The following is a 17,557-nucleotide window of genomic DNA, read 5'->3' as shown; positions in this document are numbered from 1 at the left end:
GCCGCCTCTTATTTGTCTTTGTTGCACATCGGGAAGCCAAGGGCTTCACGGGAAGCGTAGTAAGCTTCTGCCACTGCTTTGGTCAGGGTGCGAATGCGCAGGATATAGCGCTGACGCTCGGTGACGGAAATGGCTTTACGCGCATCCAGCAGGTTGAAGCTATGGGCGGCTTTCAGAATACGTTCATACGCAGGCAGCGGCAGCGGATTTTCCAGCGCCAGCAGCTGCTGCGCTTCTTTCTCGTACTGCTCGAAGCAGGTGAACAGGAAGTCCACATCGGCGTATTCGAAGTTGTAGGTGGATTGCTCCACTTCGTTCTGATGGAACACGTCACCGTAAGTGGTTTTACCCAGCGGGCCGTCGCTCCAGACCAGGTCGTAAACGCTGTCTACGCCCTGAATGTACATGGCCAGACGTTCCAGACCGTAGGTAATTTCCCCGGTTACTGGTTTACATTCCAGACCACCAACCTGCTGGAAGTAGGTGAACTGAGTCACTTCCATGCCGTTCAGCCACACTTCCCAACCCAGACCCCAGGCACCCAGCGTCGGGTTTTCCCAGTTATCTTCCACGAAACGGATATCGTGAATGGTCGGGTCCATACCCAGCTCTTTCAGAGAACCCAGGTACAGCTCCTGAATGTTGTCCGGTGACGGCTTAATCACTACCTGGAACTGATAGTAGTGCTGTAAGCGGTTCGGGTTTTCGCCATAGCGGCCATCGGTCGGACGACGGGAAGGCTGCACATAAGCAGTCGCCATCGGTTCCGGCCCCAGCGCACGCAGGCAGGTCATTGGGTGAGATGTTCCCGCGCCGACTTCCATGTCCAATGGTTGAACAATGGTGCAGCCCTGGCGAGCCCAGTAATCCTGTAAGGTCAGGATCAAGCCCTGGAAGGTCCTGGTATCAAACTTTTGCATATTATTTCGTGCTGGATACGTGTGGATTTAAAGGAAGCGATCAGTATACCCGCTGGCTGCAAGATATACAGTACGAAACGGGAAAAAGGGGGAACTTAGCGCATGGAAAGGTGCAAAAACTGCCCGTCTGCATCAAAAGAACAGACAAAACTCTCTTTACGGAAGGTAGAACCACGCATCTCATAGCTGCCCTGGAATTGCTCCAGGCCGGAGATATCAATTTTCTGCGCGCCAGTGTTGTAGCGTTGCGCCGCCTCATTTTTGCACAATGACTCCATATCCAGCGAACGTGTGGCACTGACCTTAACCTTTTGCGCTTTCTGCGCGGGTGCAGACGGTTGTGTGTCAGCGCACGCTACCAGCAAAAGGGTAGCGATTGCGGGAAAGAAATACTTCATCATCATTTTATTACCGCCTGGTTTGCTGGTCAGTCTTATTATTAGTGTCTGGAAACAGATCCTATTTTGAGAATCTCATCAGACCATCTCAAGCTTTAGCGTAAGAACTCGGATTATTCCAGTGAGCTACGTTCGCAAAATATCGGTCAGACTTTTTTTAATGGACACAGAGGAACTGATGCAGCCCAAAATTTTCTGGATTGATAACCTGCGCGGGATAGCCTGTTTAATGGTCGTGATGATCCACACCACGACCTGGTACATCACCAATGCGCAAAGCGTCAGCCCGTTGAATTGGGATCTGGCTAACGTGCTCAATTCAGCCTCTCGCGTCAGCGTCCCGCTGTTCTTTATGATTTCGGGTTATCTGTTTTTTGGCGAGCGTAGCGCCAAACCGCGCCATTTCCTGCGCATCGCGCTCTGCATTCTGTTTTACAGCAGCGTGGCGCTGGCCTATATCCTGCTGTTTACCTCGATCAACGCTGAGCTGTCGCTGAAGAACCTGCTGCAAAAGCCGGTGTTCTATCATCTGTGGTTTTTCTTCGCGATCGCCGTCATCTACCTGGTTTCTCCGCTGATACAGGTGAAAAATATCAGCGGCAAGATGCTGCTGGCGTTGATGGTGGTGATAGGCGTGATTGCCAATCCCAACACCGTCTCGCAAAAAATTGGCGGTTTTGAATGGCTACCCATTAACCTGTACATCAGCGGCGACACCTTCTATTACATCCTGTACGGCATGCTGGGCCGGGCGATTGGCATGATGGATACGCAAAAGCGCGCGCTCAGCTGGCTCTGTGCGGCGTTATTCATTACCGCAGTATTTATTATTTCTCGTGGCACATTGCATGAACTGCGCTGGCGAGGCAATTTTGCCGACACCTGGTACCTCTACTGCGGCCCTGCGGTATTTATTTGCGCCGTCTCACTCCTGACGCTGGTCAAAAATACGCTCAGCACACGTACTCTGCCGCTACTGGGCCTTATTTCTCGCCATTCATTGGGCATTTATGGTTTTCATGCGCTGATCATTCACGCACTGCGAACCAACGGAATTGAACTCAAAAACTGGCCACCGCTGGATATGCTGTGGATTTTCAGCGCCACGCTGGCAGGCAGTTTACTGTTGTCCATACTGTTGCAGCGTATCGATACGCGCAGGCTGGTGAGTTAATCCCCCATATTTTGCAGACGTAGCAACAAAACTTGCCCCAGTAAACATACGATGAATGCCACCGGGTACAGCCCTTTTTCGAGGGGAGATAACGGGGCATTCCATACACCCACCAGCAGCAATCCTGCCGTGATGAGTGTGACCATTTGACATACAGAGGCGAAGCGTTCGTCGCTCTGATTGAGATTCACTGCACGCTGATAAACATACGCCACAAACATCCCTGTCATTAGCACGCCCAGAAAATAGCCTTTGCCACTCAATAACGGGCATGCCTGCCATAAGCCAATAACGTAAATCAGTGCGCCAGACAGGAATAATATCCATGGCAACAGCCTTGTCGTCTTCATTGGGATCTCCTTATCCATCATGGATACAATATGAATAACCCGCTAAAGACAACACAGAAAAATGGCACTACGCCGGACTTTCAGAATAAATCCATGCGTACTAACTATTTATTGGATTGAAATATACATTTGATAAATCCCCTCTGTTTACCAGAGGGGAACGAGGATCAGGACATCAGCGGTTGCAACTGCTGGTAGATTCGGCGAAAGGTTTCCCGACGTTGTTGGTAAAGCGCGTGGCGCCCGGCGTCAGGATAATGCGCTTGTTCCAGCGTAAGCTGAGGCAGAAGGTCTGATAAAGGCCGCTGCGGATTCATGGCAATTTGCGCCAGTCGCGCCGCACCAAGTGCAGGGCCGACATCACCGCCGGTACGATAATCCAGCTGCAATCCGCTGATGTCAGATAGCATCTGACGCCAGTATTCACTGCGCGCCCCGCCGCCAATCAACGTAATGCTGGCGGGCTGCACGCCGCAGGCATGTACCACGTCCATACCGTCAGCCAGCGCAAACCCCACACCTTCCAGCACCGCCTGCGCCAGTTCTGCCGGACCATGCTGATGCGTCAGACCGAAAAATACGCCCTTGGCCTGCGGATTGTTATGCGGCGTACGTTCACCGGAAAGATAAGGTAAAAACCAGACCGGCTCCGCGTGTTCATCGGCCTGTTGCGCAGCGTCAATCAATGCAGGAACGCTCGCCAGTCCGGTTAATTTTGCCGCCCAGTCCAGACACGATGCCGCACTTAACATCACAGACATCAGATGCCATCGCTCAGGCAAAGCATGGCAAAAACTGTGAACCGCACTTTCCGGTTTGCTAAGGAAACCATCACTCACCGCAAAATAGACACCGGATGTCCCCAGCGAAAGCATCGCCTGACCGGCATTCATCATGCCTACGCCAACCGCTCCCGCCGCGTTATCACCACCTCCGGCAACAACCGCAATCTCCTGCATTCCCCAGGCTTTAGCGACTTCTGGCAACAAGGTTCCGGTAATCTCGCTGCCTTCATAGAGCGCAGGCATATGTGCGCGAGTCAGTTTACAGGCAGCCAGCATGACATCGCTCCAGTCACGCTTCGCGACATCCAGCCACATTGTCCCTGCCGCATCAGACATATCGCTGGAAAAATCACCGGTCATGCGCAAACGCAGGTAATCTTTCGGCAGCAGGACTTTATCAATCTGGTTGAAAATCTCCGGCTCGTGGCGTTGCACCCACAGCAGTTTTGGCGCGGTAAAGCCAGGCATCATCAGGTTGCCGGTGATCGCACGAGACTGCGGAACCTGATTCTCCAGCATCACGCACTCTTCACCACAGCGACCATCGTTCCACAGAATAGCCGGACGCAATACCTTCTGTTGCTCATCCAGTAGCGTCGCGCCGTGCATCTGTCCGGCAATCCCCAACGCTTTCACCTCGCGAAGCGAATGCTGCTGACCCAGCGCTTTCACAGCCCGATCCGTTGCCGACCACGACTGCTCAGGGTCTTGTTCAGACCATAACGGATGCGGGCGCGAGACGGTGAGTTTCTCCGTGTGCGAAGCGACCACATCCCCCTGCTCGTTGAGCAGGATGGCCTTTACGCCTGATGTGCCAAGATCTATCCCGATATACATAAGGCATCGTTCCTTAAAGAAAGGCCCGGTAGCGCGAGCTGACCGGGCTTACGGACGTTCTCAGAAACCCGTTATTTGTCGAACAAATAATGGTTCACCAGATTTTCCAGCAATTCCTGATGACCGCTCTGGTGCACCGGCGCCAGGTTATGTTGTTCAGCGTACTGCGCAATTTCCGTCAGCGTCATCTGCCCTTTCAGAATTTGCTGGCCCAGCTCACCATTCCAACCGGCATAACGTTTTGCCACGCGCTGATCCAGACCACCGTCTTCAATCATACGGGCCGCAATTTTCAACGACAGTGCCATGGTATCCATCGCGCCAATATGACCATAGAACAGATCATATTTATCGGTACTCTGACGACGCACTTTGGCATCGAAGTTCAGGCCACCGGTGGTGAAACCGCCCGCTTTCAGGATTTCGTACATCACCAGCGCGTTCTCTTCTACGCTGTTCGGGAACTGATCAGTGTCCCAGCCCAGTTGCGCGTCACCACGGTTGGCATCGACAGAGCCAAACAGACCCAGCGCGATAGCGGTGGCGATTTCGTGATGGAACGAGTGGCCCGCCAGCGTGGCATGGTTAGCTTCGATATTCAGTTTGATCTCTTTTTCCAGACCGAACTGCTTGAGGAAGCCGTAGACGGTCGCCGCATCGTAGTCGTACTGGTGCTTGGTCGGTTCCTGCGGTTTCGGCTCGATAAGCAAAGTGCCCTGGAAACCGGTTTTGTGTTTGTGTTCCACCACCAGTTGCATGAAGCGACCAATTTGCTCACGTTCCTGACGCAGATCGGTATTCAGCAGCGTCTCATAGCCTTCACGACCACCCCACAGAACGTAGTTTTCACCGCCTAACTTGTGCGTGGCATCCATGGCCGTAACCACCTGCGTGGCGGCCCAGCTGAACACTTCTGGATCCGGGTTTGTTGCCGCACCCGCGCCGTAGCGTGGGTTGGTAAAGCAGTTTGCTGTTCCCCACAGCAGCTTCACGCCGCTCTGTTCCTGTTTTGCCGCCAGCACATCAACCATCTGCGCAAAGTTGTTTTTGTACTCTTTCAGTGAAGCCCCTTCAGGCGAGACATCCACATCATGGAAGCAGTAGTAAGGCACGTTCAGCTTGTGGAAGAACTCAAATGCCACGTCCGCTTTGCGTTTCGCCAGCGCCAGTGCTTCACCAGGCTGCTGCCACGGACGATCGAAAGCGCCCATACCGAACATATCCGCACCGTTCCAGCAGAAGGTATGCCAGTAGCAGGCAGCAAAACGCAGATGATCTTCCATACGTTTGCCCAACACGATTTCGTCAGGATTGTAATGGCGAAATGCGAGCGGGTTAGTGGATTGAGTACCTTCAAAACGAACACGATCGAGTTGGTCAAAATAAGCCGGCATAATAAGCTCCATAATCAGGTAATACGGTAAGTAAACTGCGATATGGCTATACTGGAATTTCCTGATTTATTGCTCAATTACGTTATTTCACACCGCTATTAAGAGAATACCCAAACGTGCGCTGGCTCCCAAAAAAACACGCTGAAAAACGAAATAAAAAAGCGATCGCGATCGAAGGTTAGCCATTAAACAAAAAACCGTAATGCGCAGATGAAAAATGACAATTGTCATCCCGCTGACAGTATGTAAATTTTGCCTGGCCTCAGGCAATCAGGAAATTTGTCACGCTTCATCAAGCAGTCGTACCGGCGGTTTTGCTAGTATCGACAGGCCCACGTTAACCTTTCCAGGACAGGTTCTTATGTTTGATAAACGTCACCGCATCACTCTGTTATTCAATGCCAATAAAGCCTATGACCGTCAGGTGGTAGAAGGAGTGGGTGAATATTTACAGGCATCGCAATCCGAGTGGGATATATTCATTGAGGAAGATTTCCGCGCCCGTATCGATAATATTAAAGACTGGTTAGGCGATGGCGTTATTGCCGATTATGACGATGATGACATTGCGCAATTACTTGCCGATGTCGATGTTCCGATCATCGGCGTTGGGGGTTCCTACCATCGGGAGCAAGATTATCCCCCGGTACATTACATTGCTACCGACAACCACGCGCTGGTAGAAAGCGCTTTTCTGCATCTGAAAGAGAAAGGGGTTAACCGTTTTGCGTTTTACGGCCTGCCTTCCTCAAGCGGTAAACGCTGGGCCGCAGAACGTGAATATGCCTTTTGCCAGTTGGTGGCTAAAGAAAAGTACCGAGGCGTCGTCTACCAGGGGCTGGAAACTGCGCCGGAAAACTGGCAGCACGCGCAAAATCGTCTGGCAGACTGGCTACAAACGTTGCCGCCGCAAACCGGCATTATCGCGGTCACCGACGCGCGGGCACGACACGTCCTGCAGGTCTGCGAGCACCTACATATCCCGGTACCGGAAAAGCTATGCGTGATAGGAATAGATAACGAAGAACTGACCCGTTACTTATCACGGGTAGCGCTGTCATCCGTGGCTCAGGGAGCCCGGCAGATGGGCTACCAGGCCGCAAAACTTCTGCACCGCTTGCTGGCGAATGAGGCGCTGCCGCTGCAACGCATTCTGGTTCCTCCGGTGCGCGTGGTTGAGCGGCGCTCAACCGATTACCGCTCCTTGACCGATCCTGCCGTCATTCAGGCGATGCACTTTATCCGCAATCATGCCTGCAAAGGGATTAAGGTTGAGCAAGTTCTTGATTCAGTAGGGATTTCACGTTCAAATCTGGAGAAGCGTTTTAAAGAAGAGGTCGGAGAGACTATCCACGCCGTGATTCATGCCGAAAAGCTGGAAAAAGCGCGCAGTCTGTTGATTTCTACCACGCTTTCAATCAACGAAATTTCACAGATGTGTGGCTATCCGTCTCTGCAGTATTTCTATTCAGTCTTCAAGAAAGAGTACGACACGACGCCAAAAGAGTATCGCGATGTGAACAGCGAAGTGTTGCTGTGAGGATTATTGCCGGATACGGCGAAGCCGCCATCCGGCACACAGAATTACATATGCGCGGCGATTAAACGCTGGTTATCCTGATACATTGCGAACAGATAGTTGTTGTAGCTCTGTCCTTTAGTGGAATAACCCTTCAGCTTATGGATCATCGCGGTAGCGGTGACTTCCTGATCGGCTTTACGCAGCTGCGCACGTGATTTACGGAAAGAAGAGTAAGCCGGGTGCGTGTTCAGGTTGATGACGTAAGCATTCACCGACTCTTTCACCGATTCAAACTGTGAGTAGCCTTTCACCTTACCTGGGGCATTGTTACAACGACCTTTGCCACATTTCATGCCAAACAGGTTGTTGTTGCTACGCGCCAGCTTCGACGTACCCCAGCCGCTTTCGGCCGCAGCCATGGTTGCCACCATACTGGTCGGGATAATGTCTACGCGCTCAAGCAGCGTATTCCACGGAATTTTACGCGTGTTGCCAGACCAGCTCACCTTGTAGCGCTTCGCGATGTCTTTCATACGCGTACGCTCAGTCGGTGACCAGCGGTTCTGGTACTGTTTTGAAATCAGCCAGTTACGGTCCGCAGTAATGGCAGCATTTTGACTGGTAATATAAGGCATAACCGTCCGGAGAAACGCTTTTTTCCTTGGTGTTCCGGAAGGGTATTTTCGCAAATCAGGAAGTGAACTACTCTTTGCACTATTGCGAGAATACTCTTGTTTACTGCTAACCTGTTTATTACTTGCCTTGGTTATCTGGGGCTTGTGACTCGTTGTCGCCGTGTGTGTCTTTGCCAGCACCTCACCCGAAAATGCAACGGTGAGTAACATAAGAATCATTGCCCCATATCGTCGAATGGGAGTCAATATCATTAGGTCTCCTGGTCGGATTTATACATTCCAACACCTTATATTTTTCACAAAAATGAGAGATGAATCTCAAATCATATCAAAAATAGCCGTCAAGAGCACCCAAAGGAATAGTCCAATTCTGAAACTATGTCACGCATTAACGGTTCAGGGTGCCATTAATTCGAAGAAAATGTGGAGGTTATCGCAAAATTAGTTCATTTTTTGAACGCGATCGCTCACCCTCACTTCTCCTCCTGGCGGAATCGACTCAAAGGATGAGTTTCCAGCCTGATTTCACTGGCAAACTGGCGAAAACAGCAGCACCAAGGACAGCATTATGAAACTTGCCGCCGTTGCGCTGGCGCTCATGCCCGGCATTGCCATCGCCTCATCATGGACTTCTCAGGGACTCCCCAACTTCGAAGCGGAAGGTACGGGTAAATTCGTCAGCCATGCAGCGTTGACGAAGGGTACTCGTCCTTTAATCCTGAATTTTGACCAACAGTGCTGGCAGCCTGCTGATGCGATAAAACTCAACCAGATGCTATCGCTAAAACCGTGTGAAGGCGCGCCGCCGCAGTGGCGTTTATTCAAAGACGGCGATTACACGCTGGAAGTCGATACCCGCTCCGGAACGCCAACGTTGATGCTTTCGGTAAAAAGCGCCGCAGACCCTGTCACGACCCAGATTCGCCAGTGCCCGAAATGGGATGGTTCGCCGTTAACACTGGATGTGAGCCAGACCTTTCCGGAAGGTGCCGTGGTGCGCGATTACTACAGCAAACAAACGGCAACGGTAAAGAATGGGTCGATTACCCTACAGCCTGCCGCAGCCAGTAACGGGCTGTTGCTGCTGGAACGGGCAGAAACCGATGCCCCGGCTGCTTTCGACTGGCATAACGCTACGGTGTATTTCGTTCTGACGGATCGCTTTGTAAATGGTGACCCAGGCAACGACCACAGCTACGGACGTCGCAACGACGGCATGCAGGAAATTGGCACTTTCCACGGTGGCGATTTGCGCGGACTCACCAGTAAACTCGACTACCTGCAACAGTTGGGCGTCAACGCCTTGTGGATCAGCGCACCGTTTGAGCAAATTCACGGTTGGGTCGGCGGCGGCACCAAAGGCGATTTCCCCCACTACGCTTATCACGGCTATTACACTCAGGACTGGACCACGCTCGATGCGAATATGGGTAATGAAGCTGACCTGCGTGCCCTGGTTGACGGTGCGCACCAGCGCGGCATTCGTATCCTGTTCGATGTCGTCATGAATCATACCGGCTACGCCACGCTGGCGGATATGCAGGAGTATCAGTTTGGAGCGCTGTACTTGTCGGGCGATGAACTGAAAAACACGTTCGGTGAACGCTGGACGGACTGGAAGCCAGCCGCCGGGCAAAGCTGGCACAGCTTTAATGATTACATCAACTTCAGCGATAAAGCAGGTTGGGAAAAATGGTGGGGGAAAAACTGGATCCGTACCGATATTGGCGATTACGACAATCCTGGCTTTGACGACCTGACCATGTCACTGGCCTTCCTGCCCGATCTGAAAACCGAATCCACCACACCTTCCGGGCTGCCAAACTTTTATCAGCACAAACCAGATACGCACGCTAAAGCTATTGCCGGTTACACGCCCCGCGATTATCTGACGCACTGGCTCAGCCAGTGGGTGCGTAATTACGGGATTGACGGCTTTCGGGTTGATACCGCCAAACACGTCGAGCTTCCCGCCTGGCAGCAATTAAAAACACAGGCCAGCACAGCGCTGGCTGAATGGAAGAAAGCCAACCCGGATAAAGCGCTGGATGATAAACCTTTCTGGATGACCGGCGAGGCCTGGGGTCACGGCGTGATGCAAAGCGACTATTACCGACACGGCTTTGATGCGATGATCAATTTCGACTATCAGGAGCAGGCGGCAAAGGCCGTCGATTGTCTGGCAAACATGGATGTCACCTGGCAACAAATGGCTGAAAAACTGCAGGATTTCAACGTCCTGAGCTATCTCTCCTCGCACGATACGCGTCTGTTTCGCGAAGGTGGAGACAAAGCCGCCGAGCTATTGCTGCTGGCGCCTGGCGCGGTACAACTCTTTTACGGCGACGAGTCGGCCAGACCCTTTGGACCAACAGGTTCAGACCCATTGCAGGGCACGCGCTCAGAAATGAACTGGCAGGATGTGAGCGGGAAATCTGCCGCCAGCGTCGCACACTGGCAGCGCATCAGTCAGTTCCGAGCCAGACATCCCGCCATCGGCGCCGGTAAACAGACTACGCTGACATTGAAGCAGGGATACGGATTTATCCGCGAGCATGGCGACGATAAGGTGATGGTGGTGTGGGCCGGCCAGCCCTGATCCCAACAGACTTCCCGCTGTGCATACGGCGGGAAGCCCAACACAAAATAAAAAACCAGCCAGGCAAATATCTGCAGCACAAAACATCAATCCGGTCCGCTTCCCCTGATTTGCACCCTGCCATGGGTAGCGCTATGGTTAGCCACTTTACTACTCAGTTCGACAGACCCCCTGCTATGACATTCTCACTTTTTGGCGACAAATTTACCCGCCATTCAGGCATCACCCGCCTGATGGAGGACCTCAACGACGGTTTACGCACCCCAGGCGCCATCATGCTCGGCGGTGGTAATCCGGCGCAAATTCCAGAGATGCAAAATTACTTCCAGTCTCTGCTGACAGATATGCTGGCAAACGGCAAAGCCACTGATGCGCTTTGCAATTATGACGGCCCGCAAGGGAAAACCGAGCTCCTGTCTGAGTTGGCGAAACTGCTACGTGAGAAGCAGGGATGGGATATCGAGCCACAAAATATTGCACTGACAAATGGCAGTCAGAGCGCGTTTTTCTACTTATTCAATCTGTTCGCCGGACGCCGCGCTGACGGAACAACGCAAAAAGTGTTATTCCCATTAGCCCCGGAATACATTGGCTATGCCGATTCCGGGCTAGAAGAAGATCTTTTCGTCTCCGCACGTCCGAACATCGAACTGTTACCGGAAGGCCAGTTTAAGTATCACGTTGATTTTGAACACCTGCACATCGGTGAAGAGACGGGGATGATCTGCGTGTCACGCCCGACTAACCCGACAGGCAATGTGATCACAGACGACGAGCTGATGAAGCTGGACCGGCTGGCCAACCAGCATGGGATCCCGCTGGTGATTGATAACGCCTATGGCGTACCATTCCCTGGCATCATCTTTAGCGAAGCGCGTCCGCTGTGGAACCCCAACATTGTGCTGTGCATGAGCCTTTCCAAGCTGGGTCTGCCAGGTTCCCGCTGCGGTATCATTATCGCCAATGAAAAAATCATCACTGCGATTACCAATATGAACGGCATCATCAGCCTTGCTCCTGGCGGGATGGGACCGGCGATGATGTGCGAGATGATTAAACGTAACGATCTACTGCGCCTGTCCGAAACGGTAATTAAACCGTTTTACTATCAGCGCGTTCAGGAGACGATTGCGATTATTCGCCGCTACTTATCAGAAGATCGCTGCCTTATCCATAAACCAGAGGGCGCGATTTTCCTGTGGCTTTGGTTCAAAGATTTGCCCATTACTACTGAACTGCTGTATCAGCGCCTGAAAGCGCGCGGCGTACTGATGGTTCCCGGTGACTACTTCTTCCCAGGGCTGGATAAACCCTGGCCACATACCCATCAGTGCATGCGGATGAACTACGTGCCAGAACCAGAGAAAATCGAAGCTGGCGTGAAGATTCTGGCTGAAGAGATCGAACGCGCCTGGCTGGAAGGCTAACGCAAACCCGACCCAAGTGCGGGTCGGGCTCACTTCACAGCGGTTGTGAACGCAGACGCTGTCGCTGAATACTGACGGCATCAATACACTGCAACGCGCTGGTCGGGCAGGCTTCTACACACGCTGGCCCCGTCTCACGATGCCAGCACAAATCGCATTTTATCGCCTGCACCCGCGACGAACGGGCAACGACATTCATTGCCCCAAACGGGCAGGCCAGCATACAGCTTTTACAACCAATACAACGTGTCTGTTCAACGAAGATATGCCCATGTTCACGACGAATGGCGTGCGTTGGGCAAACATTCGCACAGGGAGCGTCTTCGCATTGATGGCAGGAGACCGCCGTTGTAAAGGCGTCATCTTTGATTACCCGAATCCGCGGTATAAACGCAGAAGAAGAGACCGACGCACAGTCCTGGTTTTGCTGGTGCGCGACGACGCAGGCAACTTCGCAGGTACGACACCCAATACATTTTGCCGCATCCGCCATAATAAACGCGTTCATTGTCCCCTCCCTCTGCGTGAAAACCACAGAGTGCCAGAGAGGTCGCCCTTGTCGCTTTGATCGGACAGGGGAAACGGTTAAATATTGTCAGGTGCCTGAATAACTATGGATCTCTGCCTAATCGCGAACGGTAAAACCCAGCTCATTTGAAATCGCCTGCGCGGTTTCCCGTAGTGGCTTGAGTAGATTTTTTTCCCCTATCTGCTTAAGTCGCGAGGTAGAGAGTGAAATTGACACCGCGTACGGCACCCGACCATGAATATCAAACACCGGCACGGCAATACAGGAAACGCCCAGTTCGTTCTCTTCCCGATCCATCGCCATACTGCTTTCGCGGATCTGCGCCAATTCGTCGTACATCGCCGGTAAACCGGTAATGGTATTGCGGGTCAGGGGCTGAATAAGATCCTGATGGCTCTCCCAGTAGGCTTCCACATAATCCGCATGCCCAAACGCCATGTAAATTTTACCCATCGCCGAGCAATACAGCGGCATATGCTGACCGATATAAGCGCGGGTACGCAGCATGCCCGTCGTCGGTTCCAGCTTATAAATCAGAATCGCGTGGTCATCTTCACGGCTTGAGAAGTTGATGGTTTCACCAGTGGCGATATTCAGCGCTTCGAGGTGCGGCGCAGCAACATGGATGATGTTCAGTGACGACAACGCCTTCTGACCCACGGCAATAAATTTGGTGGTCAGGCGATAACTCCCTGCCGCTGGCGCGGGGGTGACATACCCACAGGATTGCAGCCCTTGCAGCAGTCGATGCACAGTACTTTTGTTCAGCCCTGCCAGTTCAGACAAATGCGCCAACGGGCACCCATTCGGATAGTTACTCAGAATCTCAATCAACATCAAACCACGGAACAGGCTCTGACTTCCGGCTGGCCTCTCTTTGTCTTGCGTCATTTCACTCTCTTTTGTGCCCATCGCTTCCGCTCCCCTTTTCGTCGCGCTCTGATGGTAGCGCAAAGTGTGTTTCAGTTCACGATCTGAACCGAAAAAACACAACTATTTGATTTTGATGATTTTAAAAAATAGACCACCCCGTTGATCTGTCAAAATTTGATCGCTATATTTGAAATCAGATTTCGCATAGTGAAATTTAGAGATAAAAAAGCGATCAAATTTAAACAAGGAAACAGGAATGAAAGTCACTTTTGAGCAGTTGAAAGATGCGTTCAATCGGGTACTGCTGGCACGCGGTATCGCCGTTGAAACCGCCGATGCCTGTGCCGAAATGTTTGCGCGCACCACCGAGTCCGGCGTGTATTCACACGGCGTGAATCGTTTTCCTCGTTTTATTCAGCAATTAGATAACGGCGACATCATTCCTGAGGCCAAACCGCAACGCATTACTAGCCTGGGAGCGATTGAACAATGGGATGCCCAGCGTTCGATCGGAAATCTGACGGCGAAAAAGATGATGGACAGAGCCATTGAGCTGGCCTCCGATCACGGTATTGGCCTGGTCGCACTGCGTAACGCCAACCACTGGATGCGCGGCGGCAGCTATGGCTGGCAGGCGGCGGAGAAAGGTTACATCGGTATCTGCTGGACTAACTCGATTGCCGTCATGCCGCCGTGGGGTTCGAAAGAGTGCCGCATTGGTACTAACCCGTTGATCGTCGCGATCCCCTCATCGCCAATCACCATGGTTGATATGTCGATGTCGATGTTCTCCTACGGCATGCTGGAAGTGAATCGCCTGGCCGGTCGCGAACTGCCGGTAGATGGTGGCTTTGATGATGAAGGCAATCTCACTAAAGAGCCGGGCGTTATCGAAAAAAACCGCCGCATTTTACCAATGGGTTACTGGAAAGGTTCAGGTCTGTCGATTGTGCTGGATATGATCGCCACCCTGCTTTCAGACGGTTCTTCCGTGGCCGAGGTCACCCAGGACAACAGCGATGAATATGGCGTTTCACAGATTTTCATCGCCATTGAAGTAGACAAGCTGATCGATGGCGCCACCCGTGATGCCAAGCTACAGCGGATTATGGATTTCATCACCTCCGCCGAACGCGCCGATGAAAACACACCTGTCCGCCTGCCGGGCCACGAGTTTACAAAGCTGCTGGAAGAAAACCGCCGCAACGGTATCACCGTTGATGACAGCGTCTGGGCCAAAATTCAGGTGTTGTAAGGAGTCAGAGTATGATCTTTGGACATATCGCTCAGCCTAACCCATGTCGTTTACCCGCGGCGATTGAAAGGGCACTCGACTTTCTGCGCAGCACAGACTTCCGCAATCTGGAACCGGGCGTGGTAGAAATCGACGGTAAAAATATCTTCGCGCAGGTTATCGATTTAACCACGCGTGACGTTGCCGAAAATCGCCCGGAGGTGCATCGCCGCTACCTGGATATTCAATTTCTGGCCTGGGGCGAAGAGAAAATCGGGATCGCGATTGATACCGGGAATAACCAAATCAGCGAATCGTTATTAGAACAGCGCGATATTATTTTTTATCACGCCAGCGAACATGAATCTTTCATTGAAATGATTCCGGGAAGTTATGCCATATTTTTCCCGCAGGATGTTCATCGCCCTGCATGTCATAAAACTGTCGCCACGCCGATCCGCAAAATAGTTGTGAAGGTTGCTATTTCAGTTTTATAAAAGGAGCACAACATGAGCGTTAATAATGCCGGTTATATTATCGGTGCGTACCCCTGTGCACCCTCATTTCACCAAAAGAGTGAAGAGGAAGAGAAGGAATTCTGGCGACAGCTCGCCGATACTCCCGATATTCGCGGTCTGGAGCAGCCCTGCCTTGAACATCTTCACCCGTTAGGCGACGAATGGTTATTACGTCATACGCCGGGCGACTGGCAAATCGTGGTCACCGCCATTATGGAAACCATGCGCCGTCGCGGCGCAAACAGCGCTTTTGGGCTGGCCTCCAGCGACGAAGAACAGCGTAAAGCCAGCGTGGCGTATTACCGTCATCTGCAGCAGAAAATCAACCATATCAATACGGCACACGCCGGAAAAGTGATTGCGCTGGAACTGCATGCCGCCCCCAATGCCAGCAACCCAAATGTTGCACAGGCCACCGACGCGTTTGCCCGTTCGCTGAAAGAGATTACCTCCTGGGACTGGTCCTGCGATCTGGTGCTGGAACATTGCGATGCCATGACCGGCATTGCGCCACGCAAAGGCTTTCTGCCGTTAGACAATGTGCTGGAGGTCATTGCCGGGTATGACATCAGCGTGTGCATTAACTGGGCGCGATCGACCATTGAAGGGCAGAACCCCGCCCTGGCGCTGGCCCACACGCAGCAGGCCAAACGGGCTGGAAAACTGGGCGCGCTGATGTTCTCCGGTACCACGCTTGCGGGGGAATACGGCGAATGGCAGGACTTACACGCGCCGTTTGCCCCATTCTGCCCACAAAGCCTGATGACCACCGACCATGCCCGCGAACTATTCGCCTGCGCAGAAGCCGAACCATTGCAATTTGCCGGTATTAAATTGCTGGAAATAAATGCCAATGCAGATGTGAACCATCGCGTAGCAATATTGCGCGACGGTATCGCCGCATTAAATAAAGCAAAACTATAAAAATAAAATACTACTCTACGAGAATATTAATATGAACATGACCTCTCGCCCTACACTCAAAGATATACCCCGTCAGCGCTGGCTGCGGATTATTCCACCTATTCTCATCGCCTGTATTATTTCTTATATGGACCGCGTCAATATCGCTTTCGCGATGCCGGGCGGAATGGATGAGGAATTAGGTATTTCCGCCACCATGGCAGGACTGGCTGGCGGTATTTTCTTTATCGGTTATCTGTTTTTACAGGTTCCCGGCGGAAAAATTGCCGTTCACGGCAGCGGCAAGAAATTTATCGGCTGGTCGCTGGTTGCCTGGGCGGTTATTTCCGTCCTCACGGGGTTAATCACTAATCAGTACCAACTGCTGGTTCTGCGCTTTTTACTCGGCGTTGCCGAAGGCGGCATGCTGCCGGTGGTGCTGACGATGATCAGTAACTGGTTCCCCGACGCCGAGCGTGGTCGCGCCAATGCGATTGTGATTATGTTTGTGCCGATTGCCGGGATCATTACCGCTCCGCTCTCGGGCTGGATTATCACCGTTCTCGACTGGCGCTGGCTGTTCATCATTGAAGGTTTGCTTTCCGTCGTTGTACTGGTGTTGTGGGCCTATACCGTTTACGACCGTCCACAGGAGGCGCGCTGGATCTCTGAGGCCGAGAAAAATTACCTGGTCGAAACGCTTGCCGCCGAGCAAAAAGCCATTGCCGGAACGGAAGTCAAAAATGCCTCTCTGGGCGCGGTGCTTTCCGATAAAACCATGTGGCAGCTCATCGCGCTGAACTTCTTCTATCAGACCGGGATTTACGGTTACACCCTGTGGCTGCCGACCATCCTCAAAGAGTTGACGCACAGCAGCATGGGACAGGTCGGTATGCTCGCCATTCTGCCGTACGTCGGGGCCATTGCCGGGATGTTCCTGTTCTCTTCTCTCTCTGACCGCACCGGTAAACGCAAGCTGTTCGTCTGCCTGCCGTTGATTGGCTTTGCCCTGTGCATGTTCCTTTCCGTGGCGCTGAAAAATAACGTCTGGCTGGCTTATGCCGCGCTGGTCGGCTGCGGCTTCTTCCTGCAATCGGCAGCGGGCGTGTTCTGGACCATTCCGGCGCGTTTGTTCAGTGCGGAAATGGCCGGTGGCGCGCGTGGAGTCATCAACGCGCTGGGCAACCTCGGCGGCTTCTGCGGTCCTTATGCGGTCGGCGTACTCATCACCCTGTATAGCAAAGATGCGGGGGTTTACTGCCTGGCTATCTCACTGGCTCTGGCCGCGCTGATGGCGCTGCTGCTGCCAGCCAAATGCGACGCCGGTGCCGCTCCGCTAAAGACACTGAATCCACATAAACGTACAGCGTAAAACAATGCCCGGTGGCGCTGCGCTTACCGGGCCTACAGGTAGCAACCGTCCCAGGCCGGATAAGCGCAGCGCCATCCGGCAAAAATG

Annotated in this window: 16 protein-coding genes; 8 read left to right on the top strand and 8 right to left on the bottom strand. The window is 52.6% G+C overall.

The window, feature by feature from the left end:
- Positions 1-8 precede the first annotated feature (8 nt).
- Both glyQ and GUC46_RS00870 read right to left on the bottom strand, forming a co-directional pair.
- Positions 9-920 carry a glycine--tRNA ligase subunit alpha gene (gene glyQ, locus GUC46_RS00875; protein ID WP_001168551.1) on the bottom strand — a complete coding sequence of 304 codons (912 nt, stop codon included), beginning with the start codon at positions 918-920 and terminating at the stop codon, positions 9-11.
- Between the two features lie 95 nt (positions 921-1,015).
- Positions 1,016-1,324: a YsaB family lipoprotein gene (locus GUC46_RS00870; RefSeq protein WP_032937205.1), complete on the bottom strand. Its 309-nt coding sequence runs from the start codon at positions 1,322-1,324 to the stop codon at positions 1,016-1,018.
- 172 nt (positions 1,325-1,496) lie between these two features.
- On the opposite strand from GUC46_RS00870, the gene GUC46_RS00865 reads away from it, so the two are divergent.
- Positions 1,497-2,492 carry an acyltransferase gene (locus GUC46_RS00865; protein ID WP_003837703.1) on the top strand — a complete coding sequence of 332 codons (996 nt, stop codon included), beginning with the start codon at positions 1,497-1,499 and terminating at the stop codon, positions 2,490-2,492.
- On the opposite strand, the gene yiaB is transcribed toward GUC46_RS00865, so the two are convergent.
- The 3 genes from yiaB to xylA all read right to left on the bottom strand — a co-directional run bounded on the left by yiaB (position 2,489) and on the right by xylA (position 5,858).
- Positions 2,489-2,842 (bottom strand): inner membrane protein YiaB, encoded by a 354-nt coding sequence (gene yiaB, locus GUC46_RS00860; RefSeq protein WP_003837701.1) that lies wholly within the window; start codon positions 2,840-2,842, stop codon positions 2,489-2,491. The genes GUC46_RS00865 and yiaB overlap by 4 nt on opposite strands.
- 167 nt (positions 2,843-3,009) lie before the next feature.
- A complete protein-coding gene (gene xylB, locus GUC46_RS00855; RefSeq protein ID WP_130715269.1) occupies positions 3,010-4,464 on the bottom strand; it encodes a xylulokinase in 1,455 nt (484 codons plus the stop codon).
- A gap of 71 nt (positions 4,465-4,535) precedes the next feature.
- Entirely contained in the window at positions 4,536-5,858 is a 1,323-nt protein-coding gene (xylA, locus tag GUC46_RS00850; protein ID WP_003024252.1) for a xylose isomerase, read from the bottom strand.
- Positions 5,859-6,219: 361 nt separating this feature from the next.
- Between xylA and xylR the strand changes: the two genes are divergently transcribed.
- Positions 6,220-7,398 carry a D-xylose utilization transcriptional activator XylR gene (gene xylR / locus GUC46_RS00845; protein ID WP_003024250.1) on the top strand — a complete coding sequence of 393 codons (1,179 nt, stop codon included), beginning with the start codon at positions 6,220-6,222 and terminating at the stop codon, positions 7,396-7,398.
- Positions 7,399-7,442: 44 nt separating this feature from the next.
- On the opposite strand, the gene GUC46_RS00840 is transcribed toward xylR, so the two are convergent.
- The gene (locus tag GUC46_RS00840) at positions 7,443-8,267 is read right to left on the bottom strand and encodes a protein bax (protein WP_003024247.1); all 825 of its coding nucleotides are present in this window, start codon (positions 8,265-8,267) and stop codon (positions 7,443-7,445) included.
- 316 nt (positions 8,268-8,583) lie between these two features.
- On the opposite strand from GUC46_RS00840, the gene malS reads away from it, so the two are divergent.
- Both malS and avtA read left to right on the top strand, forming a co-directional pair.
- Entirely contained in the window at positions 8,584-10,614 is a 2,031-nt protein-coding gene (gene malS, locus GUC46_RS00835) for an alpha-amylase (RefSeq protein WP_130715270.1), read from the top strand.
- Between the two features lie 176 nt (positions 10,615-10,790).
- A complete protein-coding gene (gene avtA, locus GUC46_RS00830) occupies positions 10,791-12,041 on the top strand; it encodes a valine--pyruvate transaminase (protein ID WP_003837697.1) in 1,251 nt (416 codons plus the stop codon).
- A 34-nt stretch (positions 12,042-12,075) separates the two neighbouring features.
- Here avtA and GUC46_RS00825 read toward each other — a convergent pair whose 3' ends face one another.
- Positions 12,076-12,549, bottom strand: a complete 474-nt coding sequence (locus tag GUC46_RS00825) for a 4Fe-4S dicluster domain-containing protein (protein ID WP_130715271.1) — start codon at positions 12,547-12,549, stop codon at positions 12,076-12,078.
- 117 nt (positions 12,550-12,666) lie between these two features.
- On the bottom strand, positions 12,667-13,482 hold the full coding sequence (gene yiaJ / locus GUC46_RS00820; RefSeq protein WP_003024237.1) for an IclR family transcriptional regulator YiaJ: 816 nt from the start codon (positions 13,480-13,482) through the stop codon (positions 12,667-12,669).
- Between the two features lie 217 nt (positions 13,483-13,699).
- Between yiaJ and yiaK the strand changes: the two genes are divergently transcribed.
- From yiaK to GUC46_RS00800, 4 genes are read left to right on the top strand one after another with little or no spacing between them, the layout of a single operon-like run.
- Entirely contained in the window at positions 13,700-14,698 is a 999-nt protein-coding gene (gene yiaK, locus GUC46_RS00815) for a 3-dehydro-L-gulonate 2-dehydrogenase (protein WP_138828018.1), read from the top strand.
- An 11-nt stretch (positions 14,699-14,709) separates the two neighbouring features.
- The gene (locus GUC46_RS00810) at positions 14,710-15,174 is read left to right on the top strand and encodes a YhcH/YjgK/YiaL family protein (protein ID WP_003024232.1); all 465 of its coding nucleotides are present in this window, start codon (positions 14,710-14,712) and stop codon (positions 15,172-15,174) included.
- A 12-nt stretch (positions 15,175-15,186) separates the two neighbouring features.
- A complete protein-coding gene (locus GUC46_RS00805; RefSeq protein WP_003837689.1) occupies positions 15,187-16,119 on the top strand; it encodes a DUF4862 family protein in 933 nt (310 codons plus the stop codon).
- A 31-nt stretch (positions 16,120-16,150) separates the two neighbouring features.
- A complete protein-coding gene (locus GUC46_RS00800; RefSeq protein WP_003837687.1) occupies positions 16,151-17,470 on the top strand; it encodes an MFS transporter in 1,320 nt (439 codons plus the stop codon).
- The last annotated feature ends 87 nt before the right edge of the window (positions 17,471-17,557 follow it).

The sequence above is a fragment of the Citrobacter sp. LUTT5 genome (assembly GCF_009905315.1).
In the GTDB taxonomy this organism is placed as follows: Bacteria; Pseudomonadota; Gammaproteobacteria; order Enterobacterales; family Enterobacteriaceae; genus Citrobacter; species Citrobacter freundii.
Note: the sequence above shows the minus strand (reverse complement) of the source record. Positions and strands in the feature narration are given on the sequence as shown.

Bases quoted from the DNA above. Each gene is read 5' to 3' on its own strand.
- glyQ (WP_001168551.1), bottom strand. From the start codon at position 920: ATGCAAAAGTTTGATACCAGGACCTTCCAGGGCTTGATCCTGACCTTA.
- GUC46_RS00870 (WP_032937205.1), bottom strand. From the start codon at position 1,324: ATGATGATGAAGTATTTCTTTCCCGCAATCGCTACCCTTTTGCTGGTA.
- GUC46_RS00865 (WP_003837703.1), top strand. From the start codon at position 1,497: ATGCAGCCCAAAATTTTCTGGATTGATAACCTGCGCGGGATAGCCTGT.
- yiaB (WP_003837701.1), bottom strand. From the start codon at position 2,842: ATGAAGACGACAAGGCTGTTGCCATGGATATTATTCCTGTCTGGCGCA.
- xylB (WP_130715269.1), bottom strand. From the start codon at position 4,464: ATGTATATCGGGATAGATCTTGGCACATCAGGCGTAAAGGCCATCCTG.
- xylA (WP_003024252.1), bottom strand. From the start codon at position 5,858: ATGCCGGCTTATTTTGACCAACTCGATCGTGTTCGTTTTGAAGGTACT.
- xylR (WP_003024250.1), top strand. From the start codon at position 6,220: ATGTTTGATAAACGTCACCGCATCACTCTGTTATTCAATGCCAATAAA.
- GUC46_RS00840 (WP_003024247.1), bottom strand. From the start codon at position 8,267: ATGATATTGACTCCCATTCGACGATATGGGGCAATGATTCTTATGTTA.
- malS (WP_130715270.1), top strand. From the start codon at position 8,584: ATGAAACTTGCCGCCGTTGCGCTGGCGCTCATGCCCGGCATTGCCATC.
- avtA (WP_003837697.1), top strand. From the start codon at position 10,791: ATGACATTCTCACTTTTTGGCGACAAATTTACCCGCCATTCAGGCATC.
- GUC46_RS00825 (WP_130715271.1), bottom strand. From the start codon at position 12,549: ATGAACGCGTTTATTATGGCGGATGCGGCAAAATGTATTGGGTGTCGT.
- yiaJ (WP_003024237.1), bottom strand. From the start codon at position 13,482: ATGGGCACAAAAGAGAGTGAAATGACGCAAGACAAAGAGAGGCCAGCC.
- yiaK (WP_138828018.1), top strand. From the start codon at position 13,700: ATGAAAGTCACTTTTGAGCAGTTGAAAGATGCGTTCAATCGGGTACTG.
- GUC46_RS00810 (WP_003024232.1), top strand. From the start codon at position 14,710: ATGATCTTTGGACATATCGCTCAGCCTAACCCATGTCGTTTACCCGCG.
- GUC46_RS00805 (WP_003837689.1), top strand. From the start codon at position 15,187: ATGAGCGTTAATAATGCCGGTTATATTATCGGTGCGTACCCCTGTGCA.
- GUC46_RS00800 (WP_003837687.1), top strand. From the start codon at position 16,151: ATGAACATGACCTCTCGCCCTACACTCAAAGATATACCCCGTCAGCGC.